The 21,938-nt window shown below is 45.2% G+C and carries 24 protein-coding genes; 6 read left to right on the forward strand and 18 right to left on the reverse strand.

The annotated features are described in order from the left end of the window. Positions 1–280: 280 nt before the first annotated feature. The 3 genes from H6H02_RS03280 to H6H02_RS03290 form a co-directional block, all read right to left on the reverse strand. Positions 281–988, reverse strand: a complete 708-nt coding sequence (locus tag H6H02_RS03280) for a hypothetical protein (protein ID WP_242040539.1) — start codon at positions 986–988, stop codon at positions 281–283. 128 nt (positions 989–1,116) lie between these two features. Then, complete coding sequence (rsmI, locus tag H6H02_RS03285) at positions 1,117–2,001, reverse strand: 16S rRNA (cytidine(1402)-2'-O)-methyltransferase (protein WP_190814632.1); 885 nt, start codon at positions 1,999–2,001, stop codon at positions 1,117–1,119. A gap of 72 nt (positions 2,002–2,073) precedes the next feature. Continuing rightward, a complete protein-coding gene (locus tag H6H02_RS03290; protein WP_242040540.1) occupies positions 2,074–4,485 on the reverse strand; it encodes an EAL domain-containing protein in 2,412 nt (803 codons plus the stop codon). Between the two features lie 241 nt (positions 4,486–4,726). Here H6H02_RS03290 and H6H02_RS03295 point away from each other — a divergent pair, with 241 nt between their 5' ends. The 3 genes from H6H02_RS03295 to H6H02_RS03305 all read left to right on the forward strand — a co-directional run bounded on the left by H6H02_RS03295 (position 4,727) and on the right by H6H02_RS03305 (position 7,048). Further along, complete coding sequence (locus tag H6H02_RS03295) at positions 4,727–5,599, forward strand: sugar kinase (protein WP_190814634.1); 873 nt, start codon at positions 4,727–4,729, stop codon at positions 5,597–5,599. Between the two features lie 83 nt (positions 5,600–5,682). After that, a complete protein-coding gene (locus H6H02_RS03300) occupies positions 5,683–6,153 on the forward strand; it encodes a hypothetical protein (protein ID WP_190814636.1) in 471 nt (156 codons plus the stop codon). Position 6,154: 1 nt separating this feature from the next. Then, positions 6,155–7,048: an inositol monophosphatase family protein gene (locus H6H02_RS03305; protein ID WP_190814638.1), complete on the forward strand. Its 894-nt coding sequence runs from the start codon at positions 6,155–6,157 to the stop codon at positions 7,046–7,048. Between the two features lie 166 nt (positions 7,049–7,214). On the opposite strand, the gene H6H02_RS03310 is transcribed toward H6H02_RS03305, so the two are convergent. From H6H02_RS03310 to H6H02_RS03325, 4 genes are all read right to left on the reverse strand, one after another. Then, positions 7,215–7,448 carry a Nif11-like leader peptide family natural product precursor gene (locus tag H6H02_RS03310; RefSeq protein WP_190814640.1) on the reverse strand — a complete coding sequence of 78 codons (234 nt, stop codon included), beginning with the start codon at positions 7,446–7,448 and terminating at the stop codon, positions 7,215–7,217. A 280-nt stretch (positions 7,449–7,728) separates the two neighbouring features. Further along, a complete protein-coding gene (locus H6H02_RS03315) occupies positions 7,729–8,616 on the reverse strand; it encodes a hypothetical protein (RefSeq protein ID WP_190814642.1) in 888 nt (295 codons plus the stop codon). A gap of 109 nt (positions 8,617–8,725) precedes the next feature. Beyond that, complete coding sequence (locus tag H6H02_RS03320) at positions 8,726–9,238, reverse strand: hypothetical protein (protein WP_190814643.1); 513 nt, start codon at positions 9,236–9,238, stop codon at positions 8,726–8,728. Between the two features lie 284 nt (positions 9,239–9,522). Then, positions 9,523–10,167 (reverse strand): class I SAM-dependent methyltransferase, encoded by a 645-nt coding sequence (locus H6H02_RS03325; protein ID WP_190814856.1) that lies wholly within the window; start codon positions 10,165–10,167, stop codon positions 9,523–9,525. Between the two features lie 245 nt (positions 10,168–10,412). Here H6H02_RS03325 and H6H02_RS03330 point away from each other — a divergent pair, with 245 nt between their 5' ends. Both H6H02_RS03330 and H6H02_RS03335 read left to right on the forward strand, forming a co-directional pair. Beyond that, a complete protein-coding gene (locus tag H6H02_RS03330; RefSeq protein WP_190814644.1) occupies positions 10,413–10,880 on the forward strand; it encodes a MarR family transcriptional regulator in 468 nt (155 codons plus the stop codon). A gap of 297 nt (positions 10,881–11,177) precedes the next feature. Then, entirely contained in the window at positions 11,178–12,452 is a 1,275-nt protein-coding gene (locus H6H02_RS03335; RefSeq protein ID WP_190814645.1) for an MFS transporter, read from the forward strand. A gap of 290 nt (positions 12,453–12,742) precedes the next feature. On the opposite strand, the gene H6H02_RS03340 is transcribed toward H6H02_RS03335, so the two are convergent. The 11 genes from H6H02_RS03340 to H6H02_RS03390 form a co-directional block, all read right to left on the reverse strand. Further along, on the reverse strand, positions 12,743–15,184 hold the full coding sequence (locus H6H02_RS03340) for a PAS domain-containing sensor histidine kinase (protein WP_190814646.1): 2,442 nt from the start codon (positions 15,182–15,184) through the stop codon (positions 12,743–12,745). A 76-nt stretch (positions 15,185–15,260) separates the two neighbouring features. After that, the gene (locus tag H6H02_RS03345) at positions 15,261–15,614 is read right to left on the reverse strand and encodes a 4a-hydroxytetrahydrobiopterin dehydratase (protein WP_190814648.1); all 354 of its coding nucleotides are present in this window, start codon (positions 15,612–15,614) and stop codon (positions 15,261–15,263) included. A gap of 236 nt (positions 15,615–15,850) precedes the next feature. Continuing rightward, positions 15,851–16,642: a serine protease gene (locus H6H02_RS03350; RefSeq protein WP_190814650.1), complete on the reverse strand. Its 792-nt coding sequence runs from the start codon at positions 16,640–16,642 to the stop codon at positions 15,851–15,853. A 78-nt stretch (positions 16,643–16,720) separates the two neighbouring features. After that, on the reverse strand, positions 16,721–18,004 hold the full coding sequence (locus H6H02_RS03355; protein ID WP_190814652.1) for a serine protease: 1,284 nt from the start codon (positions 18,002–18,004) through the stop codon (positions 16,721–16,723). A 77-nt stretch (positions 18,005–18,081) separates the two neighbouring features. Continuing rightward, on the reverse strand, positions 18,082–18,624 hold the full coding sequence (locus tag H6H02_RS03360) for a COP23 domain-containing protein (protein WP_190814654.1): 543 nt from the start codon (positions 18,622–18,624) through the stop codon (positions 18,082–18,084). A 135-nt stretch (positions 18,625–18,759) separates the two neighbouring features. Further along, on the reverse strand, positions 18,760–19,992 hold the full coding sequence (locus H6H02_RS03365; RefSeq protein ID WP_190814656.1) for a serine/threonine-protein kinase: 1,233 nt from the start codon (positions 19,990–19,992) through the stop codon (positions 18,760–18,762). Positions 19,993–20,109: 117 nt separating this feature from the next. Then, the gene (locus H6H02_RS03370; protein WP_190814658.1) at positions 20,110–20,268 is read right to left on the reverse strand and encodes a hypothetical protein; all 159 of its coding nucleotides are present in this window, start codon (positions 20,266–20,268) and stop codon (positions 20,110–20,112) included. Continuing rightward, a complete protein-coding gene (locus H6H02_RS03375; RefSeq protein ID WP_190814659.1) occupies positions 20,258–20,617 on the reverse strand; it encodes a type II toxin-antitoxin system PemK/MazF family toxin in 360 nt (119 codons plus the stop codon). Before H6H02_RS03375 ends, H6H02_RS03370 begins: the two co-directional genes overlap by 11 nt. Next, on the reverse strand, positions 20,604–20,834 hold the full coding sequence (locus tag H6H02_RS03380; protein WP_190537032.1) for a CopG family transcriptional regulator: 231 nt from the start codon (positions 20,832–20,834) through the stop codon (positions 20,604–20,606). The genes H6H02_RS03375 and H6H02_RS03380 overlap by 14 nt, the downstream gene beginning before the upstream one ends. Positions 20,835–20,963: 129 nt before the next feature. Then, positions 20,964–21,317, reverse strand: a complete 354-nt coding sequence (locus H6H02_RS03385) for a DUF5615 family PIN-like protein (RefSeq protein ID WP_190415305.1) — start codon at positions 21,315–21,317, stop codon at positions 20,964–20,966. Beyond that, a complete protein-coding gene (locus tag H6H02_RS03390; RefSeq protein ID WP_190814661.1) occupies positions 21,310–21,708 on the reverse strand; it encodes a DUF433 domain-containing protein in 399 nt (132 codons plus the stop codon). Before H6H02_RS03390 ends, H6H02_RS03385 begins: the two co-directional genes overlap by 8 nt. Positions 21,709–21,762: 54 nt before the next feature. Here H6H02_RS03390 and H6H02_RS03395 point away from each other — a divergent pair, with 54 nt between their 5' ends. After that, the gene (locus H6H02_RS03395) at positions 21,763–21,912 is read left to right on the forward strand and encodes a hypothetical protein (RefSeq protein WP_190814663.1); all 150 of its coding nucleotides are present in this window, start codon (positions 21,763–21,765) and stop codon (positions 21,910–21,912) included. The last annotated feature ends 26 nt before the right edge of the window (positions 21,913–21,938 follow it).

The following is a 21,938-nucleotide window of genomic DNA, read 5'->3' on the forward strand; positions in this document are numbered from 1 at the left end:
TAGTCATTCTTAACGAATGACTACTTATAACCCCCTAAGCTTCCCGAAAAGCTTATGCATTACCGATAAGTTCCACAATCCTTTAGCTGCAAACCTAGCAGATTTCAACAGGTGTGGGTCATGCATAGACAGAAAAGCGGTGAGGGAGAATATCGAGATCCTTTCGCCTAAAGGTCGCCACAAATAAATTTTTGGATGTGCCTACTGGCAGAGATGGAATAACCCTAAGGAGTTCACAATTTGGATTGTGAACTCTAAAATCTAGAACGCAGTTCCTTTATCAATTCACTCCAATTGAGCGAATGGAGGCAGTGTCCTTAAATTGCTTGGTCTCAAAAAAGCCGCCCGATGCTGATTTTGAAGGATAAACTCCCATCAAGCTTGCATCATTTGCATTTCCAAGACGGAAGGAGATCCGCTTTGTTGGTTGATTGGCAAACTGGACGTATTCTCTGCCTTCATTGTCGAGGTTGTAAGACAAGGTGGCATCTCCGTAGGCTGCCTCTGCTTGTTTGAGAGAGGTTCCGGGACCGACTCCTTTTTCAGTTTTATAAGCGGAATTTTCGGTAACTAAAGCATCGATTTTGCCCGAATCAGTGAGGGGATTCCCGGCTGGGTAGAGGATGTAGTATTGCACCTTTCCACCTTGACTGACAGCGATCGCATCAAAATCCACGATGTAAGGCGACTGCACCTTAAATTCAGCTTTTGAACCCAGTTCTTTTTTGAGTTCGCCTAAAGTCATTCCCAGCTTAGCAGGGCCAATCCCTGTGGCAGAAATTTTCTGGCTTTCAGAAATTGTTTCAGAAATTGGGCTAGGACTTGGAGATTCGCTAGCCGGGCTGGGACTAGGTGGCGCTTGCACTGTCTGGGGTGCCGCGCTGCTGGCGGGTGCGGATGCTTCTGGGGTTGGTGGCGTCGCCGTGCTACAACCCACAAGTGTCATGAGCAAAAGTAAGGAACTAGAGAGAAAAAATCGAGATTTCACGGGCTAAACCTAATGCAATATTTATCGAGTCTGTTATTGGGATGAGGTAATGGGTAATTGTCATTATCCTTAGTCCTTAGTCCTGATTTTGTTGCTACTAACTAAGAACTAAGAGCTAATAACTAATTTTAGGGTTCATCCACTTCTTTCGCCTCAGTTAGAGCCTCAGCCGGAATTTCTAGGGCTAACTGATAGAGGTGGCGGCGGGAAAAAGAGGTGGCTTTTGCTAACTGGCGACTAGCTTGCGATCGCGAGATTCCCGCTTGCAGGAGATGTTGTAACTCGGCTTTTAGCGCCTCTTCCGACAGCATTGGCATCGTTAACTCGGCACCGGCAACGACGAGGGTAAATTCTCCTTGGGGTTCGCGGGTGGCATAGCGATCGCTTCCTTCCCCAATAGTGCCCCGCCAAAACTCTTCGTGCAACTTGGTTAATTCCCGCGCTAGTACAATTTGGCGGCTGAGTCCCAATACAACTCCTAAGTCTTGCAGTGTTTGTCGCAACCGATGAGGAGCTTCGTAAAATACGATCGTGCGGCTTTCGCTTTGTAAGGCTTCCAAACGTTCTTGCCGTTCTTGACCTTTTGGGGGTAAAAAGCCTTCAAACACAAATTTGTCTGGGGGAAGTCCGGCGGCACTTAAGGCAGTTGTGACAGCAGTACAACCGGGGATGGGAACGACGGAAATTGCTGCTTCGATACAAGCTTTCACCAGTTCGTAGCCCGGATCGGAGATTCCCGGCATTCCGGCATCGGTAACAAGCGCGATTGCTTTCCCGATTTTGAGTTGTTCCAACAACTCTGGAATCCGCTGCTGCTGGTTGTGTTCGTGGTAACTCCACTGGGGTGTTTTAATTTGAAAATGCTGCAACAGCTTCCCCGTGTGGCGCGTATCCTCGGCTGCGATCGCGTCCACCGTTTGCAAAATTCGCACCGCCCGAAAGGTCATATCTTCTAGATTACCTATCGGTGTCCCGACGATGTAAAGTGTCCCCAGTTTTGGCTCAGTTTGCATCAAATCAATTAAAAATTAATAAGTAAAAATTAAACAAGAAAAATTTTCTCTTTAATTTTTAATTCTACATTTTTAATTGAATTCTAGGGGCTGGGGTTGGGCAATGACATAACCTTGGGCATAATCTATCCCTAGGCATTTTACCTTCTCTAAAATCGAGTCATTCGCAACAAACTCAGCAATTGTTTGAAGACCCATCACGTGCCCAACGTGGTTAATCGCTTCCACCATCGCCAAATCAACCGGGTCATCGGCTATATCTCTGACAAAACTTCCATCAATTTTCAAGTAATCGAGCGGCAGATATTTGAGATAAGCAAATGAGGACATCCCGCTGCCAAAATCATCTAAAGCAAAACGACAACCCAAAGCTTTGAGTTCCTTAATTAACCCAGATGCTTTACTCAGATTGGCAATCGCGATAGTTTCTGTAATTTCAAAGCAGATCATCTTGGGTGGAATTTTATAGATAGAAAACTGCTCTTTCAGAAATTCAATAAACTGATCGTCATTAACGGTAGCACCTGATAGATTAATAGTATACAGGGTAAAAGATGAAGGAGGTAGGATATAGGGTGTTAGCGAAGGCGAAGGGGAAACATTGCTAGCACCAGCAACAAAGGAGTTGCTCACGCTTCCCGTTGGTGAAGATGAAAAATTCTCAACTTGGGGTTCTGAATTCTGAACTCCAGAGTGGTGAAGCAGCTCCATGAAGGTGCGGATCACCCAGCGGTCTATCGCAGGCATCAGGTTGTATCGCTCGGCGGCGGGGAGAAACGTCATCGGCGGGATTAACTCGCCTTTATCATCCACGAAGCGCAGCAGAACCTCATAGTGTTCCTCGGTTTTTGATTCAGCATTCAAAGGGGCGATGGGTTGGTAGTACAAGCAGAATCGACTCTTATCGCCTGGGAACGAATTTTCTGGAGCAGCGGAAAGGTTCAGAGGTGCGCTTTGAGCGATCGCTTGATTCAATCGAGTCAACCATTGCACTTCCCTTTGCTGTTGCGCTAACTTTTCATCGTCAGCTTGATAGACATACACGCGATTTCGTCCCCGATTTTTAGCTTCATAGCAAGCCGCATCGGCAGCACTAACGACGCCCGCCAAAGTAGAAGTATTCGCGTCAAATGTCACTACACCAATACTGACACCGACTGTGAAAGTTTTGTCCTCCCACGCAAATCGAAACTCCTGAATGCTTTCTTGTAGAGACTGAGCGACTCGCACTGCTTCCTCTGTCGGACATTGATACAACAGCACGGCGAATTCATCACCACCCAATCGTGCCAGAACATCAGTTCTACGCACTCTGCTTTGCAACAAACTGCTGATTTGACGCAACAATTCATCGCCAGCAACATGACCGCAAGTATCGTTGACAATTTTGAACCGATCGAGATCCAGATAGCAAAGCGTGTGTTCCTGGTTTTGCATTCTGGTATTCGACACGGCTTCTTGCAAACGTTGTTCAAATTCGTAACGGTTGGGGATTCCCGTCAGAGGATCGTGGTTAGCTTGCCAAGAGAGTTTTTCATTAACTTTAGTGAGTTCGGCGGTTCGTTCTCCCACCAATTTTTCTAGATGTTCTTGATACTGTTTGAGTGTTGTCTCAGCTTTCTTGCGTGCGGTGATGTCCTCTACTATGCGAATACCGAATTGCGGTTTGCCCTCGCCATCCCGTACCTGGGACACCGTGATATTGCACCACAGCATCTGCCCATTTTTTCCCAGGTAACGCTGCTCCATTTGGTAGCAATCACGACCCCAAATCAGATGTCCATCCTTTCCTAGATAACGCTTCGCCATCTCAGAATAGTCATGTTTGCCGATAATTAAATTGATATAACGATCCCAACCCATATCGTCTGGAAGCGTATCTTTTTGAAAATACCCTTCGGGCAATTTATTTTCGTTGTAGCCCAACATCCGTTGGAGTGCCGGATTCGTTGTCACAACATGACCTTCCATGTCTGTAATGGCAATTCCTATGCCTGCTCCCTCAAATATTGAGCGAAAGCGAGCTTCGCTATGCCGCAATGCTGCCTCTGCTTGCTGGCGTTCGGTGATTTCCTGGCTGAGTTTTTGGTTCGCCTCTTCCAGTTGTACCGGACTGAGAATCGCGAGTGCTTTGGGCATCAAACTCACCAGTTTGATGGCTGTGTAGCAGGACACAAAAGCTGTAATCGCTTTGAGGGCACCTGAAAGCCAGTAGGCGGGGTGCCAAAGCGTCCAGATTTCCATGAGGTGGTTAGTACCACAGGAAACGATGAAAACCCCAAACATCACCAAGACCCCGCGAAATTGCACATCCCGCCGTTGATGGACAAAGTAAAACAAAGTGAAGGAAATTGAGTAATAGGCGATCGCAATCAACGCATCTGCCACAATATGCAGCGAGACTAACCCTGGTTGCCAGAGATAGCAGTGCCCGTGGGGAATAAACCAATTTGGAGAGATTAAATTTTTTAAAAATTGCAGCATTAGTCGTGAATCCTTAAGGATTAGCGGTAGGTTTGATTAATCTGCAAGGATGTTCAACAAAGGTTCCCGCTACTTTTAGGATGCCCAAAAAATTTGCTGCATTTCACAATTAATTGGCTTTCTAGATAAACTTTTGAGTTAATTTTTATGTGTTTATCGTTGTCGGTAATAATTTTAGCAACTAGCATTTAACCCACTTATCCGTAGAGAATTGGGTCAGTCGGAACAGGAAAAATAATCAATGACTTTTCAGGGACTTTTTGTAGGATTAGTTACCTTAGACCTGGTGTATTTAACGACAGGTCTACCCGAACAAAATCAGAAAATTGTTGCATCTGACTATACGGTGGCGGCAGGAGGCCCTGCGACCAATGCAGCCGTGACTTTTAGTTATTTGGGCAATCGAGCAAGCCTTTTCGGTATAGTTGGTATTCATCCAATTAATGGCCTAATCCGGACTGATTTGGACAGTCACTCAGTGACGCTCATAGACCTGTCACCTAGCCAATCTGAACCTCCGCCGATATCTTCTATTATCACGACTCAGGCAACAGGCGATCGCGCTGTGATCTCGATCAATGCGACTAAAAACCAAGTTAGCAGCGAAAGTGTTCCCCTTGATATTTTACAGGAGATTGATATTGTACTCATTGATGGGCATCAAATGGCAGTTGGAGAGAAAATTGCCCGATTAGCTAAAGAAAATCAGATCCCGGTTGTCATAGACGGCGGTAGTTGGAAGCCTGGATTTGAAAGAATATTGCCCTTTGTAGATTACGCCATTTGTTCGGCAAATTTTTATCCCCCAAGTTGCGATCGCGCACAGCAGGAAGTTCTTTCTTATCTATCCGCACTAGGGATTCCTCACATCGCTATCACTGGCGGAGAGAAACCTATCCAATATCTTTCGCAGGGTACAAGCGGATCGATAGAAGTTCCCCAAATAAATCCCGTTGATACGATGGGTGCTGGGGACATTTTCCACGGTGCCTTTTGTAACTATATCCTACGGAAAAGTTTTGCCGATGCGATCGCATCGGCGGCGAAAATTGCCTCTCATTCCTGTCAATTTTTTGGCACTCGTCGATGGATGCAGCAAACAGCACCAAAGTAATCAGAATTAACTAATCTTAAACTTGGGAGAGGGAACCGGCAGCATATAATAAATCAACTGGCTTAAGACAGAAACTTTCAGAAATGGAAAGCACTTCTCAACAAAGCGGTTTGACCCGCAGACAACATCTTTGGATTGCTGGTAGCCTCTGGACGCTAGTCGGATTAGGGCTTTTTAGCATGGGGTTGGTATTCTGGTTTAAATTCCCTTATTTGGGATTGTTAGACGGACAGCATTTGGGGTGGGGCGCAGCAGCTTTTAGTCTTGGCCTAATGAAGGGAAAATTGATTCTTGACCGCACTGCAAATCGCGTCATTAATCGGGTAGAAACGCTACAGGAACCAAACCCGTTTAAGAGTATTTTCCAAATGTTTGGAGTGAAAACCATTACTTTAATTGTGGCAATGATGACCATTGGTATCGGATTGCGACGTGCGGGTGTTAGCTTTGAAGTGAGGGGTTTAATCTACATAGCGGTTGGCGCTGCCCTGCTGTGGAGTTGTCGCCGCTACTGGATAGCCTCCACCCAAGTGCCGACAGCCGAGGAAGCGTAAAGTGACAGCATTAAAATTGTTAGGCGAAAACCGATATGAGGGGCTAGAAGAAATTGTCGCGATCGCTCGAAGTGTAGGTTGGGGTGCCGCCGATATCCTCCAGTCATACTATCGTGGCGATCGTAGCACCGATGATTTGGAAGTTGAAAACAAAAAAGATGGCCCTGTCACGGCAGCAGATGTCGCCGTCAACGAATACATCCTCTATAACTTGCAGGCGTCTCTCAACAACCCAGATTTCGGATATTTAAGCGAAGAAACTTATAAATCTCAGACACCAGCAGTAGAGCAACCTTGGGTTTGGATCGTTGACCCCCTGGATGGAACGCGAGACTTTATCGATCGGACGGGTGAATTTGCAATTCATATTGCCTTAACGCACCAAGGGCGTCCGATTCTGGCAGTGGTCGCGTTGCCAGAGGCAGGAAAATTGTATTACGCAACCAAAGGCGGCGGCACCTATATGGAAACTCGTGAAGGTCAACCCAAGCCAGTTCGCGTATCGAAACGCAACAACCTTGAGGAACTCACCTTAGTCGTTAGTCGCACTCACCGAGATGAGCGCTTCAATCAGCTAGTGCAACACCTGCCGTTTAAAAATAAACACTATGTCGGCAGTGTCGGCTGCAAAATTGCCACCATTATCGACCACCAAGCAGACGTTTATATCTCTCTGTCTGGTAAATCTGCTCCCAAAGATTGGGATATGGCGGCTCCAGAGCTAATTTTGACGGAAGCAGGCGGACAATTCACCCACGCTGATGGCACTCCCCCCAAGTACAACCAGGGGGATGTGAATCAATGGGGTTGTCTAATTGGGAGTAATGGTCACTGTCACGACACGCTTTGCGCCCAAGCCTCAGAAATTCTGGCTCAATTGGACGCGGCCGCTTAGGTCGCACTGTGCGATCCGGTTTTAGACGCGATCGCGTTTCCCACCAGTAAAACCATGAATTTTTCCTAGCACCATCATCAATTAAAAATTAGAAATTAAAAATGCCAAGTTTTTAATTTTGCATTTTTAATTGATGATTGAGTAGTCTTACCAAGAATAAATCGGATTACCTAGGAGTCAGATGTCTCCGGGGGCCAATACCGGGATTGATGACAGATGCCAACTCCTCATCGGATAACTTCTCGATTTCATTATTCAGTTCTTCAACCGTGAAGTCATAGCCACGTTCACTAGCAATCTGGATGAATGTTTCGGGGTTAGTGGTTGCTTTGAGTCTTGCTTGTAATGCTTGATCTTCTTTAACTGCTTTGAACAAACTGGCAGCGCTTTCCTGTGCCATGACAATACATCTCCATTAAATATGTGTGATTTAAATGCATGATTCCGATGCACTAAAGATATTCAGATAGTGCATCGAGTCGGCATCACATCTGAAGGGAAGCGAGTCTGCCCCCGGATGTCATGTCGGCTGAACCTAGTTACCTTTTAGGATAAAGATTTCTGTGATACAAGTCACAAAATATTGACAAAAATTAAAGCTGCCGGTATCTGCAAATACCGGCAGCTAAATACACTTGTGCTAATACATACCAGTGCTAATACATACCAGCACGAAGATTTTAAATTTCGGCGGAGGCGCGTTCAATCAAGCGACGAGCCAAGGTTTGAGTGCCTGTGTGTTCGTAATAGTTTGTTGTCACATCTAGGAAAGCACCCAGATAGTCCAACTTGTCACCAGAAACTTCCACAAAATTTTGCAGGTTACTGACAACTTTTTGCGGGGTTAAATTGTGAGAGGTGACAAAACCACTCATCCAGCCTTTAACAGAATCAAAGCTTTGACCGATAAAGTTGAGCTTACCTTCCGGACTACCGCCAGGAATCAAATCGTGGACACGCTGGTATGTCTGATTTCCTTCTAGCTCTGCGGGACTCGCTTGATTCAATCCGGAGGTAGCTTTGAGGAGGAAGTCAGAGCCAAGGGGAACTAAACCATCAAAGCTAATTAAAGCCACCATCCGCATCAAAGATTCGCCACTATAATCACCTAAAGAGGCGACAAAATCTCCAATGCTGTCTCCTGGGATGCCGTTGATTTGGCAAAAGGCAACCAACTCAACCACCAATTTTATACACAAATCAATCGTTTGAGCTTTGTCCGCTTTAGGAGTGATGTTGTTTAAAAAACCGAAAAGCGGAATTTTTTCGCCTACTTTGTTCGCCAAGGCGGCTGTACCGAGAGCTTTATCTGCACTATCAACAGTTTGATAGAGCCACATGGCTCGCTGATATCCCTGCGATTTGTCGTTGTACAGATAGACGGCGCGTTCGCCAATTTGCTGAATTAACGCTTCATCAGTTTCGCCAGTGACAGCACGAATTGTGTTGTCAAAGCCAACAATATTTTGCCATTGCCCCGGAACGACAAAATCAAGCGATCGCAAAGCCATCGTGGTGATGTTATTGGTTGGTAGCTCATCAACCAGTTCAAAAATCGATTTGCTCACAGTCGTAGTCTCCTTGTTTTTTCAGTCGTCATTCATCAGTAGCCAGCAGTAATCAGTCATAAGTCATAAATTGCAAACGAATGACTCATGACTGATTCCTCAGGACTACTTACTTTAGTCGAGACAGACCATTGAGATTAAATTTTTGCAGCCAAGCTTCGCGATCGCTCTGAGTAAAGGAAGCATCGCGGGATTGAATTTTGACTTGGTAGCGATCGCCTACTAAAACAGCAGTGCCATTATTCCCCTGATTCACCGCTGGATAGCCAGCGATTGTTTTAGTGCTACTCTTAAATTTCGCTGCGGCTGTGGGAGTGCTGGTGGTATCAGAAATAGACAGCACGGCAACATCCTTGCCACCTTTTTTCAACTTATACTCAGCAAAGCCTTTTTTCTCTTGAGCTGGTACAGTTTGGAAGCCACTGCTACCTTTTGGAAAAAATTTGTTAAAGCTGCTACCCTGTTCAGCCTGTTTAGCAACTGCTGGAGGAGCATTCCTCTGAGTGCTTTCCTTTTGCGCTTGGTCATAACGAGAGGGAGCTTGGGTTGCACAAGAAGTTACTAGCAGCAACATCGAGAGCAACAACGCCGCGAAAATTCTCCGCCCATTCTGAAAAATCATTACCGCCTCCTGATAGCTTGAGGTTTCATTTTTATCACCATCTTTACATTTTTGGCATCTAGCTATGGAGAAACTTAAGCGATTCTCAAGAGGTTTACTCACTTAAGCTGTGACAAGTCTCAACCCCAATTCTTCTTTTCCCTACATTCTACTTGCGCGGGATTTGACATCAGAATTCCCCAAACCCTTTTTTCAGGGAGAGAAGTGAAGTGTAGCGCCAATCAAGGGGAGGGATTGGGTACCTCAGAATCCATTGTGGAGAAAGGGGGAGGAGGTTCTGCCGCTCAAGAGCGGTGAGCAATGACAGCATAGAAAGGATCTCCCCCACTGGCACCCATCCACTGTAGGAGCTTCGGCGCGGAGGATTGGTGAGTAATGACTTCTGGGGAGCTAAATCCGGGGACTGAGGTGAAGTAGCTTTTCACTAGCTCAACCCGACTAGCTTCGGAACTATCTCGCCATGCAGCGATCGCTTTTTGATAGAACATCCGGTTGGAAAAGCTGATAATTGCTATTCCGCCGGGTTTGAGGATGCGGTAAATTTCCGCAAATACAGCATCCGGGTATTGCAGATACTGCACCGAGACACAGTTGAGAACGGCGTCAAAATCTTCATTCGGTAGGGGTAGCTTCGGATTTTTGTTGATATCTTGAACAAAATAACGATCGAAGCGGGGATTTTTAGCCAGTTCCTCCTCGTTCAGTCCGTGTCCTTCGATATGAGCAAATTTCATCTCTTCTGGTAGATGGGAAACCCAGCTACTCATCATGTCCAAGATGCGGGTATTCGGCTTCAAGCGATCGCGGTATAGATCCGTCAGTTGTTGAATAAACCCTTCGTCTACGTGGGTCACAAACCGCGGATAGGAGTAAAACTCCGTATCATCGGTATCGTCTAACTTAGTGCGTTGATTCGGTCGCAGCATCATCATCTAAAACTGAAGCTATCTTTACATCACCAGTTTAGAAAAATTACGAACTGTAAAGATATGCCCCTAGGCTAAAGCCACACCCGTGAGAGTGACGGCTGTTCACTTTAACTTGGCGTACCTCTGCGCCCCCCTTTGCGTTCTTTGCGTTAAAAAAAACCTCCTTCAAATCCTGGCGGGGTTTCCCTTGCCAGCAACCAAAAAACAAAGCTAAATTAATATTACGTACGCTAACTAATTAACCAATGTCTTCTACATCTGCTGAGAGCAAGCCTTTTGAGCAATGGCACGAAGTAATGGCACCCTATAGTTTGGGCTACCGGATCAAACTGCTCTCCCAGGTGTTTAACCGCAAGTTTCAGGAACGGCTGGAGCCTTTGGGACTGACTCCCTTTCACTGGGTTGTATTGTGCTGTTTGTGGGAAGAAGACGGCTTAGCCACTTGCAGTATTGGGGAAAAACTACAGCAAGTGGGAGGTACGATCACCGGGGTGCTAGATCGGATGGAAGAGCGGGGGCTGATTCGTCGGGAACGCGACCTTCGCGATCGCCGGATTTGGCGCATTTGGTTGACGGAAGCAGGCAAGCAACTACAAGAAGTCCTACCGCCAATCGCGCTAGAAATTCGGGAACAGGCGATGAAAGGGATTCCGATGGCTGAACGCGAACATTTTTCTCAATTGGTAGATCAAGCGATCGCGAATCTCTCTTAAGGCTTGTAGAAGATAGCGACAATCTTCATCCGACTGGGTGAAGCATCGCATTAGGGATTCATCTAAAAATATTACGTATACGAAATAAATGCTGTTTACCAATGATTTCATAAATATTACATATACGGAATGACCGCTTATTAAATACTTTGCCGAGCAGGTAAAAAGTGATAACAACAAACTGAACCAAGGACAGATGCCTCTCTAGAGGAGCGTGTTGGTCTAGTAGCAACAGCCCAACAGACAGTAGATAGGCAATCAGAACTACCTACAAGCAACCCCTGAATCCCAAGATTTATGAAAAAAAACGCCATCAAGTTCATGCCAGTTTTACCGGCATTGAGATCGAGAAACTATCAGTTATTTTTCGCCGGTCAGGGGCTTTCGCTCGTTGGAACTTGGATGACGCAAATCGCCACGATTTGGCTAGTTTATAGTCTCACGAATTCAGCCTTATTACTGGGTATAGTTGGATTTGCAGGACAATTTCCCAGTTTTATACTGACTCCATTTGGTGGGGTTGTAGTCGATCGAGTCTCTCGTCATCGGCTCTTAGTCATTACTCAAAGCCTCGCCATGCTCCAGTCCTTAGCGCTAGCTTTTGTAGCGCTAACCGGAATCGCCCAAGTCTGGCATCTAATTGTTTTGAGTATATTTCAAGGAATCATTAACGCCTTTGATGCCCCCACTCGTCAAGCTTTCGTACCAGAAATTATCGAACGAAAAGATGATTTAGCGAATGCGATCGCGCTGAATTCTTCCATGTTTAATGGGGCGCGATTGATTGGTCCTGCCATTGGAGGGTTGCTTGTTGCCTCAGTTGGAGCAGGTTACTGTTTTTTAATTGATGGTCTCAGCTATATTGCCGTCATTACTGCTTTATTAGCAATGAAGGTAAAGCCCAGTAAAATAGCAGTCTCTCACGCTCATCCTTGGCAAAGATTGAAAGAAGGATTTGTGTATACCTTTGGCTTTCCACCAATTCGTTCTATCATCTTGCTGCTAGCGTTAGTTAGTTTTATGGGAATGCAATATACCGTTCTCACACCAATATTTGCCACGCAAATTCTTCATGGCAACGCTGAAACCCTGGGCTTTCTGATGGCGGCGGCGGGAGTAGGAGCGTTAATTGGTGCAGTTCATTTAAGTACGCGGAAAAATGTTTTAGGCTTGGGCAGATTGATTGCTTATTCTCCGGCTCTCATGGGGATGGGATTGATTGGTTTTTCTTTGTCTCGCGTGCTGGGACTTTCTTTACTAATGATGTTAGTGGTTGGCTTGAGTTTTACTTTGCAATTCACATCTAGTAATACAGTTCTCCAAACTATTGTCGAGGATGATAAGCGTGGCAGGGTGATGAGCATCTACACAATGGCATTTTTTGGTGTTGTTCCCTTAGGAAATCTATTTGCGGGTTCTTTAGCAAGTCAAATCGGTGCGCCCAATACGTTAATGATTGGGGGAATCTTTTGTATTCTCGGTTCTTTCCTATTTACAAAACAGCTACCTGGTATAAGACGCTTGGTTCGCCCCATTTATACAAAAATTGGCATTCTTCCCCAGCGTTCTTAAATAAGAGTGTTATTGAACCGCAAAGGCGCGTTGGCGTAGCCTGCGCGTCAGCGCTTAGTACACGAAGGAAAGACGCTAAGAACGCCAAGCAAGAGAAACCAGAGGATTTTATGAATCACTTAAGATTGCTATAGTGAGTGAATATTAAAGACTGGTGAATGAGTATTAAAAGCGGGTAAATGAGGATTCAAGACTGGAGATTGAAAATTAAAGACTGATGAATCACAATTGGGTGAAAACAGTAATCCCCTCTTTTTTTGCCCGCTTCTCTTCTTCTCTCCCGCTCCTCCTTATTTAGCCCAAGTGAAGCGGAACGTCGCTCCAGTGCCCGCTGCGGACTCCAGCCACACCCTTCCACCGCGACTTTCAACAATTTTCTTCACCACCGATAGACCGATACCCGTTCCTTCAACTTTGTCCCTCGCTTCCAGCCTTTGGAAGATGCCCCAAATCTTCTGATGGTACTTGGGTTCGATTCCTTGCCCATTATCAGCGACTGAGAACTCGTAGTATTTTCCTAGTTCCCGAACACCAACCTGAATACACATATCCGAGCGATTTGCGTACTTGATGGCGTTGCCGATCAAGTTCATAAACACCTGCTGTAATGGCACCCGTTCGGTTTGCAACGTCGGCATATTTGGTACAACAATCGCAACTTCGGGCGGCGGATCGAGCAGTTCGATGACTTCCGACAGCAAAGAGGAGACATTCACCGTCTCGATCTGTTGTTGCACCCTACCCGCCCGCGAATATTGCAGAATGCCGTTAATTAAAGCTTCCATGCGATGAACTCGTCCCCGCAATAAATTTAGATGTTCGCGGGAGTCTTCAGTCAGTTTATCTGCGAGGTCTTCCTCAATCCATTCTGAAAGCGTAGCGATCGCTCTTAAGGGTGCTTTCAAGTCATGAGATGCAATATAAGCAAACTGGTCTAAATCCCGGTTACTGCGTTCTAGCGCCTGGGTCATTTGAACCAGTTCTTCCGCCTTTTTCTCAATTTCCTGACGCGATCGCACTTGTTCTGTCACTTCCACGGCGTGGGTCATAATGCCGTTGACTTTACCATTGGCATCTACTAAGGGTTGGTAGACGAAATTCCAAAAACTCTCTTCTAGAATGCCATCGCTGTTGCGGTCGAACATCGCCCGCATCTCATTGCCGACAAAAGGTTCGCCACTGGTATAAACCTGGTCTAACAACTCGAAAAAGCCTTGCCCTTGCAAGTCCCAGAACGCCTCGCGCACGGGTTTACCGACGATATCCCGCTTTTCCACAATCTGCATATACAGTGGGTTCACCGTTTCCGTGACATGGTTCGAGCCACGGGTGATGGCAATTGCCGCCGGTGCTTGCATGAAGACTCGCTGTAGTTCAGCACGGGCTGCTTGGGCTTCGGCTAAAGCGCGATCGCGAATCTCCCGCTCTTGCTTGCGTTCGCTGATGTCGCGAGAAACCCCTACAATCTCCACAACGTTGCCATTGGTATCGAAAATTGGGGATTTAATCGTGTGGAAGAAGCGAGTTTCGCCGTCAGCGCGGACATTCGGCTCTTCCAGAACCTCGATTGGCTGACCTGTTGTGAAGACTTGCAGGTCGTCTTGCAGGTACTGCTGAGTGTAATCGAGTTGATTGTAGGGGACATCCGTGATGCCGTGAAGCTGCTCAAGAGTCATTCCATAATATTCGCAGGCAGCTTTGTTGGCATACACCACAACTGAGCCAGGAGCCTTACAAAACACCATATCCTGCACGGAATCGAGAATCTGGGCATAGCGGTGTTCGCTCTGTTTCAGGGCTTCCTCGGCACTTTTGCGATCGCTAATATCGGTGTGAACACCAATCCATTCCCGAATGCTGCCGTCCGCTTCAAATACGGGGACGGCGCGCACGCTCATATATTTATAAATACCGTCGGAACGCCGCAGACGATGCTCGATTTGGTAAAGGGTGCCATTGGCAACCGCATTCAACCACTCTTGCACGGTATGCGCTTGGTCATCTGGGTGAACGGCATTGAGCCACCCCCAGCCTTTTAGCTGTTCGTAGGATTGCCCGGTAAACGCACTCCAACCCGGCTGTGGAGTGACAAATTCTCCCTCAGCTTTGGTGTCCCAGATAATTTGAGCTGTGGCTTCCACAAGCGAACGGTAGCGTTCTTCACTCTTGCGGAGTGCTTCTTGCACCGTTTCCACCTCGATTCGTGCTGCCTGTTCGCGCAATAGAAGCTGAGTTTTTTCCTCAGCTTCCTTCTCCTTGGTGATATCGACCATCACGCCGCGTAGCAACTTGGGGCAACCTTGTTCATCGCAGACCACACGCACCACATCTTTGAGCCAGACGACGCGACCATCCGATGCGATCGCTCGATACTGAAATTCGTGGTCTTTTGCTTGATTGGTTGCACTCACGCAAAAATTAACGCACCAGTCGCGGTCTTCCGGATGCAGCAAGCAATCCTGCCAAAACGTCGGCTCATTTAACCACTGACTGATAGGATAGCCGAGAATATCTTGAGCGCGATCGCTAACAAACGTGAATTTCCACGTCACAGCATCCATTTCCCAGACAATCGCATCCAGTCCCTGCACTAGCTCGACAAAGCGCCGATGTGCCTCTGCTGCACTTCGTGCCGCTACTTCCTGCTCAGCCGCTTCGCTAATGCTAACAGCTAGCGCTGTTGTTGATGCCTCAGCGTCTCGCTGTGCCGCTTCTAACTCCGTCTCACTCATCCTCAAGTCTTCTTCTCAGTATGACCATCGATCTAGATGCCCGACTGTTTGCCCAGGCTCCAAACGTTCCAGGAGCTTACTTTTGAGTAAATTCCGGGGCAATCCGATCTGTCTTTGCCGCCATTATAAAATCGTTCCGGTGCAAACCAGAAATCGCGTGAGTCCACCACCTCACCGTCACCTTACCCCACTCCGTCAGCAAAGCCGGGTGATGCCCTTCCGCTTCCGCTGCTTCGCCGACTTTATTAGTGAAAGCTAGCGCCGTCTGAAAATCTGCAAACTTGTAGGTGCGCTTAAGCCGCGATTCTCCCTCCTCTTCCACAATGTTCCAATCTGGAATCTCTGGTTTCAGTTCTGCGATATCCGCCTCAGTAACGCGTGGCGCATCCTTATGACAGGCAATACACTTTTCTTGTGTCAGATTTGCCATATTTCCCTATTTTCGGCACTTAAGTTGTCCGATTTTACCCAAGTGTTGTTTTTCCCACGTCTGCCATAATGCGGATTTTGGCTAGAAGGATGGGTGGGAGTGTAACCCGTGTGTTTAATAAGTGGAACACGGGTTACACTCTTCCTAAAACTCATGACCAAAAGTTAAATTTATCAGGCTCGTTTTGCCAAGCTAATACCTATCTTCGGATTTCTGTAGCTTTATTACGTTAAAAGTTAATCTTCTACTTCTAACTTCATACTTTGGCGTAGACTTGAACTCAAAAATTTGTTAATAGAAATACCCCAATTATTGCCTAAATTCTCACTCAGAGGTAGACAAGAGCCAAAGTCATAGCTATTTTCTTTGTCTAGTCCTGGCTTACCATGAATAGCTATAACTCGGCTCTTGTCGTCAAACACGGGAGCGCCACTCATACCTCTAATAGTTGGATTCGTATATTTAACGTTATAACCTTCTTGATAATCGTCTTCTTTATAATTTTCTATATCATTGTTCTCTTGGTTTTGCACTTTTTTATTAAGATTCTTAATATATGTAACTGCCTCCTCTTTTGACTTAACTATATTTAATATTTTTCCCGTGTTAAATTCGTAACCCTTTTGTGAACAATCTTTCCATCCAGAAATATGAACAGGTTTATTTTCAAATAAACTTTTTGTCAATTTAGCAACCGGATACTTTTTACCCGGACTATCAAACTCTATAATTGCTAAATCTAGCTTTGGGTCTTTTCGTATATTTTTAATTGGATGATTTACCTGATCATGGGTTATAGCCTGGTATGGATCATCTATTTTTCCGGGTTGGATACCCACAACATGCTTAGCAGTCAGGACAGAATAGATATCATTATCTTTGTGAATGATTACCCCAGAGCCAGTCCCATTTCTTCCACGAATAAGAACAGTTGTCTTTTGATCTGTATCCTGCTCTAGCCCACAACTTACTAAAACTAAATTTAAAATAAAAACAGAAAATATTTTTTTTTCTATTTTGCTTAGCATATTTTAATTATTCCTAGCTTAACACCTAATAATTATCAAACTTTGCTTAGCATATTTTAATTATTCCTAGCTTAACACCTAATAATTATCAAACTTTATCATAACTAAATCCTCTTGGGATTCCTTCTTCTTATATAAAATCCAATGCTTAGGATTTTGGCGATCTACTAATTTTAATTTAAAACTCTTGTTAAAAGATGTTGCTTTAGGTTTTAGTCTATTATTTCCCCAAAAAATTTCACTACTATCAATTAATATTTTTATTCCTCCAATGTCCCGTTCTATGAATCTATTATATTTATTATCTTGCGGTTTGTTACTAATTAATATAGTTTTATTATTCTCATTTACTATAAATTCAACTTTTTGATTACTCTGATCTATAAAAATTTGACCCAAATATTGGTAGGTTTTCTCGTTTCTTATCCTACTTTTATACTTACTCCATAGAAGATACCCTAATAAGATTGTTAAGATTAGAATGCCCGTCATACCACTTATTATTAAAGTTAAATTATTATTTTGTTCTTGATGACGTAGCGTATATGTAGTCTCTATAGTTGGGGATTTTATTTTAGCGAATAGCTGCTTCGGGGCTAGGGTTAGATAAGTTTCTATTGGAATTCCTAAAGCTAAGTATCTCATTAGATTCTGAACTTCTGGAGGGGAGCCAGAACCATCCGCAAAGGTGTATTGGCGGTTTCCTGGTGGATATTTTCCTCTGCCATTGATACCCACTAGCCGTCCAGCAACGTCCATAACAGCACCGCCACTCATTCCTTCCTTGGTTTCATTAGTGTAGCCGAGCTGATAACCGTTAACTAAAGGCTTGTTGATTAAATATACTGCACCAGATGTAAATGTGAACTCTGCTGGACACGCCATACTAGGCGATGTTAATTCACAAGGGAACCCAACGACAAAGACCTTATCTTCAGTTTTTAAGTCTGATGATTTACCTATTACAGCTTTTTCATAATGATAACCACTGGAGAACCATAATAATCCAAGATCGTTGTCCCCAAACTTTTGTTTTGCTTCTGGATGTGGCAATGCTTTGTGAAGCCAACCGTCAGGAGTTTGGACATAATACTCATTGGCGGATGACTTTACATGGGCATTGCTCAGCACTAAGTATAGGTATGATGGTTGGTCGGATGTTGGATCTTGTCGGTCGAGCAAAATTCCTGAACCACTAATTTCCACCCCATTCTGAGGATCTCCTGAAAAGACTCTAACTGTAATCATTCGGGTTCTATCCCGTATTTCATCTTCTGTTAGTTGGGTTAGTGTACCTAGCTGAATGGGCTGAGCAGTTGGTGGAGATTTTCCGACAGGACCAGCCAAAGTAAGAGCCTGCATGGACGGTTCCAAGAAGAAAAACCCCACGCAGGCTATGTTCATAAATAGGGTAAAAGTCCGGTTCATAAAAGTATGGGCTATGGAGTGCTGCAAACCTGTCTGGCGTATGCACCGCGACCCTGGGTTTGAACCCAAGCTTTGATATCAATGTATGTAGCGCAGGAACTTTCCTTTAAAGGTCGACCTGAGAAGTTCCGGTCGGTCATTGCGAATATATCTTCTAGAACAATCTTGGGATCTTGGGAAGGCTTAAGCGTGTAAATTAGGTTGTTGCAGCCCTTGCCGACGCTATTTGTCGTGCAGATTACCGGCAGATCATTCATCTTCCCATGAGTGATAACTTGATCGTTTTGGCTGAACAAGGTATTCAGTCTTGCACTCACTTGCTCACATCTTACTAACGGAGAAAAGCCCTTTTTGCTGAAGTAAGGATCGACCCAGCGGATAAACTGCTTCTGCAATTGAGAGGTTATGATTACTGTGGTTGGTGCGTTTTGTATCATTTGACACTCAAATCTCACGCTTGGTGTGTCAGCGATAGCAGGAATACTGAACGTAGCTGTAGATACTGCTGTCACAGCAGATGCAAAAAAAATATATACACTCTGTTTAAGTTTCATTTGTAAGGCTCCTTCTTTTGCGACTGGACTTTAGCGAACTTAATGTTTCTAGCCATCAATCATAATACAAAAGTATTTCATCCAGCCACATTTTATACCAAATGTTTATTTCCAGACTAAGCACTGATTTTCTCGTCAGGGAGGCGTAGGATTTTCACTCGGAGACACTGAGTTAGATGTTGCTGGAGATGACTTAGGGCGCAAGAAGATACTTCTTGGCTCTGAATTGCTTGTCGTCGGGCTAGATGTTGGGGATGGTCGATTATTAATTGGTGAAGGGGAGGAAGTTGGCTGAGGCGACTCAGGACGTAAGAAGATACTTCTTGGCTCTGAATTGCTTGTCGTCGGACTAGGTGTTGGAGACGACTGATTATTATCTGGTGACGGGGAGGAAGTTGGCTGAGGAGGTAAGGGAGGAGCCGGAGATTTGAAAATTATAAATCCCACGCCCAGAGCTGCGATCGCTACTATAGAACCTAATATTACAAATGCCAGCCATAGCGGAATCAAGGGTTTTGGATTGGGATTAGGTAGGCGCTGAGTTTTTTGCAATTTTTGCAATTCATTGAGAATTTCTTCTAGAGACTGGTATCGTTGCTGATGGTTATCCTGCACCATCTTGTCCAAAATTTTTGCAAGTCCATTGCTCACCTGTGCCTTATCTCGCCATATAACTTCAGCCTTACAGGGATGTGTTGGTAATTTATTAGGATACACTCCTGTCACTGCTTGAATTGCAGTCATCCCCAGTGCGTAAATGTCACTGTTAAATTCTGGTTTACCTTGAAGTTGCTCTCTAGGAGCATAACCAAGTGTACCAATGATTGTCGGTTTAGTAGGGTTCGCTGAACGTGCAAGAGCTGTTTTTACTGCTACTGCACCAAAATCAATGAGGACTAATTTACCGTCCCCGTCTCTCCTGATTAGATTCTCAGGTTTAATATCACGGTGAATCACCTTTCTACCGTGAACGAATTTCAGAATTTTCAATACATCTTCTAAAAAACAGACAACTTTATTTTCATCAAGCTTTTTTCCAACTGGTAGTTCCTCAATAAGGGGATGACCTTCGATATACTCTTGTACAAGGTAAAACTCTTGATTCTCATCAAAGTAATCGAAGAACAGGGCAATCTGGTCATGTCTAGGTGGCTCATTTAATTTCAATAGGGTTTGCGCCTCACGCTCAAATAATTTTTTAGCTATTACGAAATTTACTGGATCATCAGGATTAAGGTGTTTAAGAGCACACTTACTGCCAAATCGCCTTGTGTCTTTAACTAGGTAAGTCGTACCAAACCCCCCTTTTCCTAGCTCTTTAATAATTTCATAACGTTTATTTATGATTGTTCCTGGGATTATAGCCATAAAACGCTACTATAGAGAGTGCTTTCATAATGATTTATATATTAGCCGATTATTTTAATAGAGTGAGTTGCAACGCGAATTTACAAAGATTTCAATACAAAGCGCGATCACATTCTCTCAATACCAAAAACGCGATCGCACTCTTCCCATCTCATACGAAAACGCGATCGCATCCTTCCCAACCCACAGCAGCGCGATCGCATTCTCCGCAACAGAAGAAACGTGATCGCATTCTTCTAATTTTTTCTCTAATTCCTTGATACCTTTAGATCGCAAACCCCAAAACCACATTTAAGCTAAAGCGAATCTGTTCCCAGTATTCTTCCTCTAGCACACCCACCAAACCCAAAACGCGACGATGATCGACAGCACGAATTTGCCCGACATCAATAAAACGGTCTTGGTCTAATCCATTGGAGGGTGTTGCTTTGACATTTACAACGTAGGGGGCTTCTTTCTTTCCCGGTCGAAACGGCATCACAATTGTCAGAAGCCCATATTGGTTCATAATGTCATTTTGCACAATCAAGCAAGCGCGGGTTTTTTGCGCCTCAGCCCCTACTGTCGGAGCGAGCGTCACCCAACGGATTTGTCCCCGCCGATAAGTTAAGTTACTCGCTGGCATTCATGCCATCCCCAGCGACACTATCCCAAGCTGCAATTTCAGCTTGGTACTCTGGATCTTTAGCATCCTGTTGGAGGGCGGTAATCATTTGTGCCTCCAAAATACGGCGGCGGTGTTCTGCTAGCAGATCATTAATATAGGCGCTGCGGTTGCCTTTTGCCTGCAAATCTACAAATCGCAGGATGTCATCTTCTAAAGAGATTGTGACTTTCTGCATCAGTATGAGTTTTGGGTATGGTAATTTCATCATACTCAAAATTCTCCCAGTTCATTTCAGGCATCGTGTGTAAAGCGAACAGAGCAAACCCAGTAAATCGCATCCTTCACCAAGACAAAGTGCGATCGCTTATGTTCGCCACTGGTTCAGCCAGCGTACTTGCCCGATCCACTCAGATGCGTGTGTCTCTGACAGCAGGCGATCTAGAGCAGCAATTAAATCCGAGAGTGTCCAACTGCTTTGAGCCGCCAGGATAATGCCGCCATGTTGGGGGTATTCGGCTAAAATCAAAAAATCGCGGATGTTAAAGGTAAAGATACACCGTCCTTGTGCAGTAGCCCCTAATAACTGAGCCTCATCGCTGGCATCTAAAGGCATCCAATCAGTTGGTGTTCGGGTGACATCGTGACCGCGAGAAATTAAGGCTTGATGTAGGGCTTTAATAGATGTATCGGCATCAAGGTGCAACAGCGGTTTAGACATTTGCCGCTTCAAGAGTTTCTTCAGATGCGATCGCCATCTCTATTTCCGCCGCGTGCGCTCCAAAGTAAGCTAGAGCCTGCTTCACCTGAGCCTCACTCAACCCATACTCAGCAGCAATCTCCTTCGGGAATAAACCCCAAAGTTTCGCAGCAACTACCACTGTCTGCACGCGCAAGCCAGTCCCGCGCAGAAAAGGCATTGGCTGACCGCTAGCGCCGCGACGGTATGTAATTTCAGGAAATGCCGGATCGTCGAGTTGCTGGCTTAGCGCCCCTACCTTCTCTGCCACAGCCCACAAAATGAATTGATTTAGCGAAACACCTTGGGAAGCTGCATATTTTTCGGCATCTTGCTTTAACTGAGTCGGTAAGTTCAAGGAGTAACGTGCCATTGATTCTTCCTCAGCGTGCCAATATTATACACATCATATATTACGTCGTATGATATGTCATTTAATCCACAAGCGTCGTCAAGACAACTGTTTGGCTATCCTAATTTGTATCGGCACGCGATCGCATCCTCGCCCTGCCACAGCCAAAGCGATCGCATTCTCCCCAGCAAAAGAAACGCCATCGCTCTTTATCGGGTCGGTTAACCATACTGGGGGATTCGCGAGTTCTA

The sequence above is a fragment of the Coleofasciculus sp. FACHB-1120 genome (genome assembly GCF_014698845.1).
Lineage (GTDB): Bacteria > Cyanobacteriota > Cyanobacteriia > Cyanobacteriales > FACHB-T130 > FACHB-T130.

Bases quoted from the DNA above. Each gene is read 5' to 3' on its own strand.
- rsmI (WP_190814632.1), bottom strand. From the start codon at position 2,001: ATGCAAACTGAGCCAAAACTGGGGACACTTTACATCGTCGGGACACCG.
- H6H02_RS03335 (WP_190814645.1), top strand. From the start codon at position 11,178: ATGAAAAAAAACGCCATCAAGTTCATGCCAGTTTTACCGGCATTGAGA.
- H6H02_RS03345 (WP_190814648.1), bottom strand. From the start codon at position 15,614: ATGGCAAATCTGACACAAGAAAAGTGTATTGCCTGTCATAAGGATGCG.
- H6H02_RS03295 (WP_190814634.1), top strand. From the start codon at position 4,727: ATGACTTTTCAGGGACTTTTTGTAGGATTAGTTACCTTAGACCTGGTG.
- H6H02_RS03290 (WP_242040540.1), bottom strand. From the start codon at position 4,485: ATGCTGCAATTTTTAAAAAATTTAATCTCTCCAAATTGGTTTATTCCC.
- H6H02_RS03395 (WP_190814663.1), top strand. From the start codon at position 21,763: ATGTCATTTAATCCACAAGCGTCGTCAAGACAACTGTTTGGCTATCCT.
- H6H02_RS03325 (WP_190814856.1), bottom strand. From the start codon at position 10,167: ATGATGCTGCGACCGAATCAACGCACTAAGTTAGACGATACCGATGAT.
- H6H02_RS03390 (WP_190814661.1), bottom strand. From the start codon at position 21,708: ATGGCACGTTACTCCTTGAACTTACCGACTCAGTTAAAGCAAGATGCC.
- H6H02_RS03355 (WP_190814652.1), bottom strand. From the start codon at position 18,004: ATGCAGGCTCTTACTTTGGCTGGTCCTGTCGGAAAATCTCCACCAACT.
- H6H02_RS03365 (WP_190814656.1), bottom strand. From the start codon at position 19,992: ATGGCTATAATCCCAGGAACAATCATAAATAAACGTTATGAAATTATT.
- H6H02_RS03330 (WP_190814644.1), top strand. From the start codon at position 10,413: ATGTCTTCTACATCTGCTGAGAGCAAGCCTTTTGAGCAATGGCACGAA.
- H6H02_RS03340 (WP_190814646.1), bottom strand. From the start codon at position 15,184: ATGAGTGAGACGGAGTTAGAAGCGGCACAGCGAGACGCTGAGGCATCA.
- H6H02_RS03380 (WP_190537032.1), bottom strand. From the start codon at position 20,834: ATGCAGAAAGTCACAATCTCTTTAGAAGATGACATCCTGCGATTTGTA.
- H6H02_RS03385 (WP_190415305.1), bottom strand. From the start codon at position 21,317: ATGTCTAAACCGCTGTTGCACCTTGATGCCGATACATCTATTAAAGCC.
- H6H02_RS03310 (WP_190814640.1), bottom strand. From the start codon at position 7,448: ATGGCACAGGAAAGCGCTGCCAGTTTGTTCAAAGCAGTTAAAGAAGAT.
- H6H02_RS03320 (WP_190814643.1), bottom strand. From the start codon at position 9,238: ATGATTTTTCAGAATGGGCGGAGAATTTTCGCGGCGTTGTTGCTCTCG.
- H6H02_RS03300 (WP_190814636.1), top strand. From the start codon at position 5,683: ATGGAAAGCACTTCTCAACAAAGCGGTTTGACCCGCAGACAACATCTT.
- H6H02_RS03375 (WP_190814659.1), bottom strand. From the start codon at position 20,617: ATGCCAGCGAGTAACTTAACTTATCGGCGGGGACAAATCCGTTGGGTG.
- H6H02_RS03350 (WP_190814650.1), bottom strand. From the start codon at position 16,642: ATGCTAAGCAAAATAGAAAAAAAAATATTTTCTGTTTTTATTTTAAAT.
- H6H02_RS03360 (WP_190814654.1), bottom strand. From the start codon at position 18,624: ATGAAACTTAAACAGAGTGTATATATTTTTTTTGCATCTGCTGTGACA.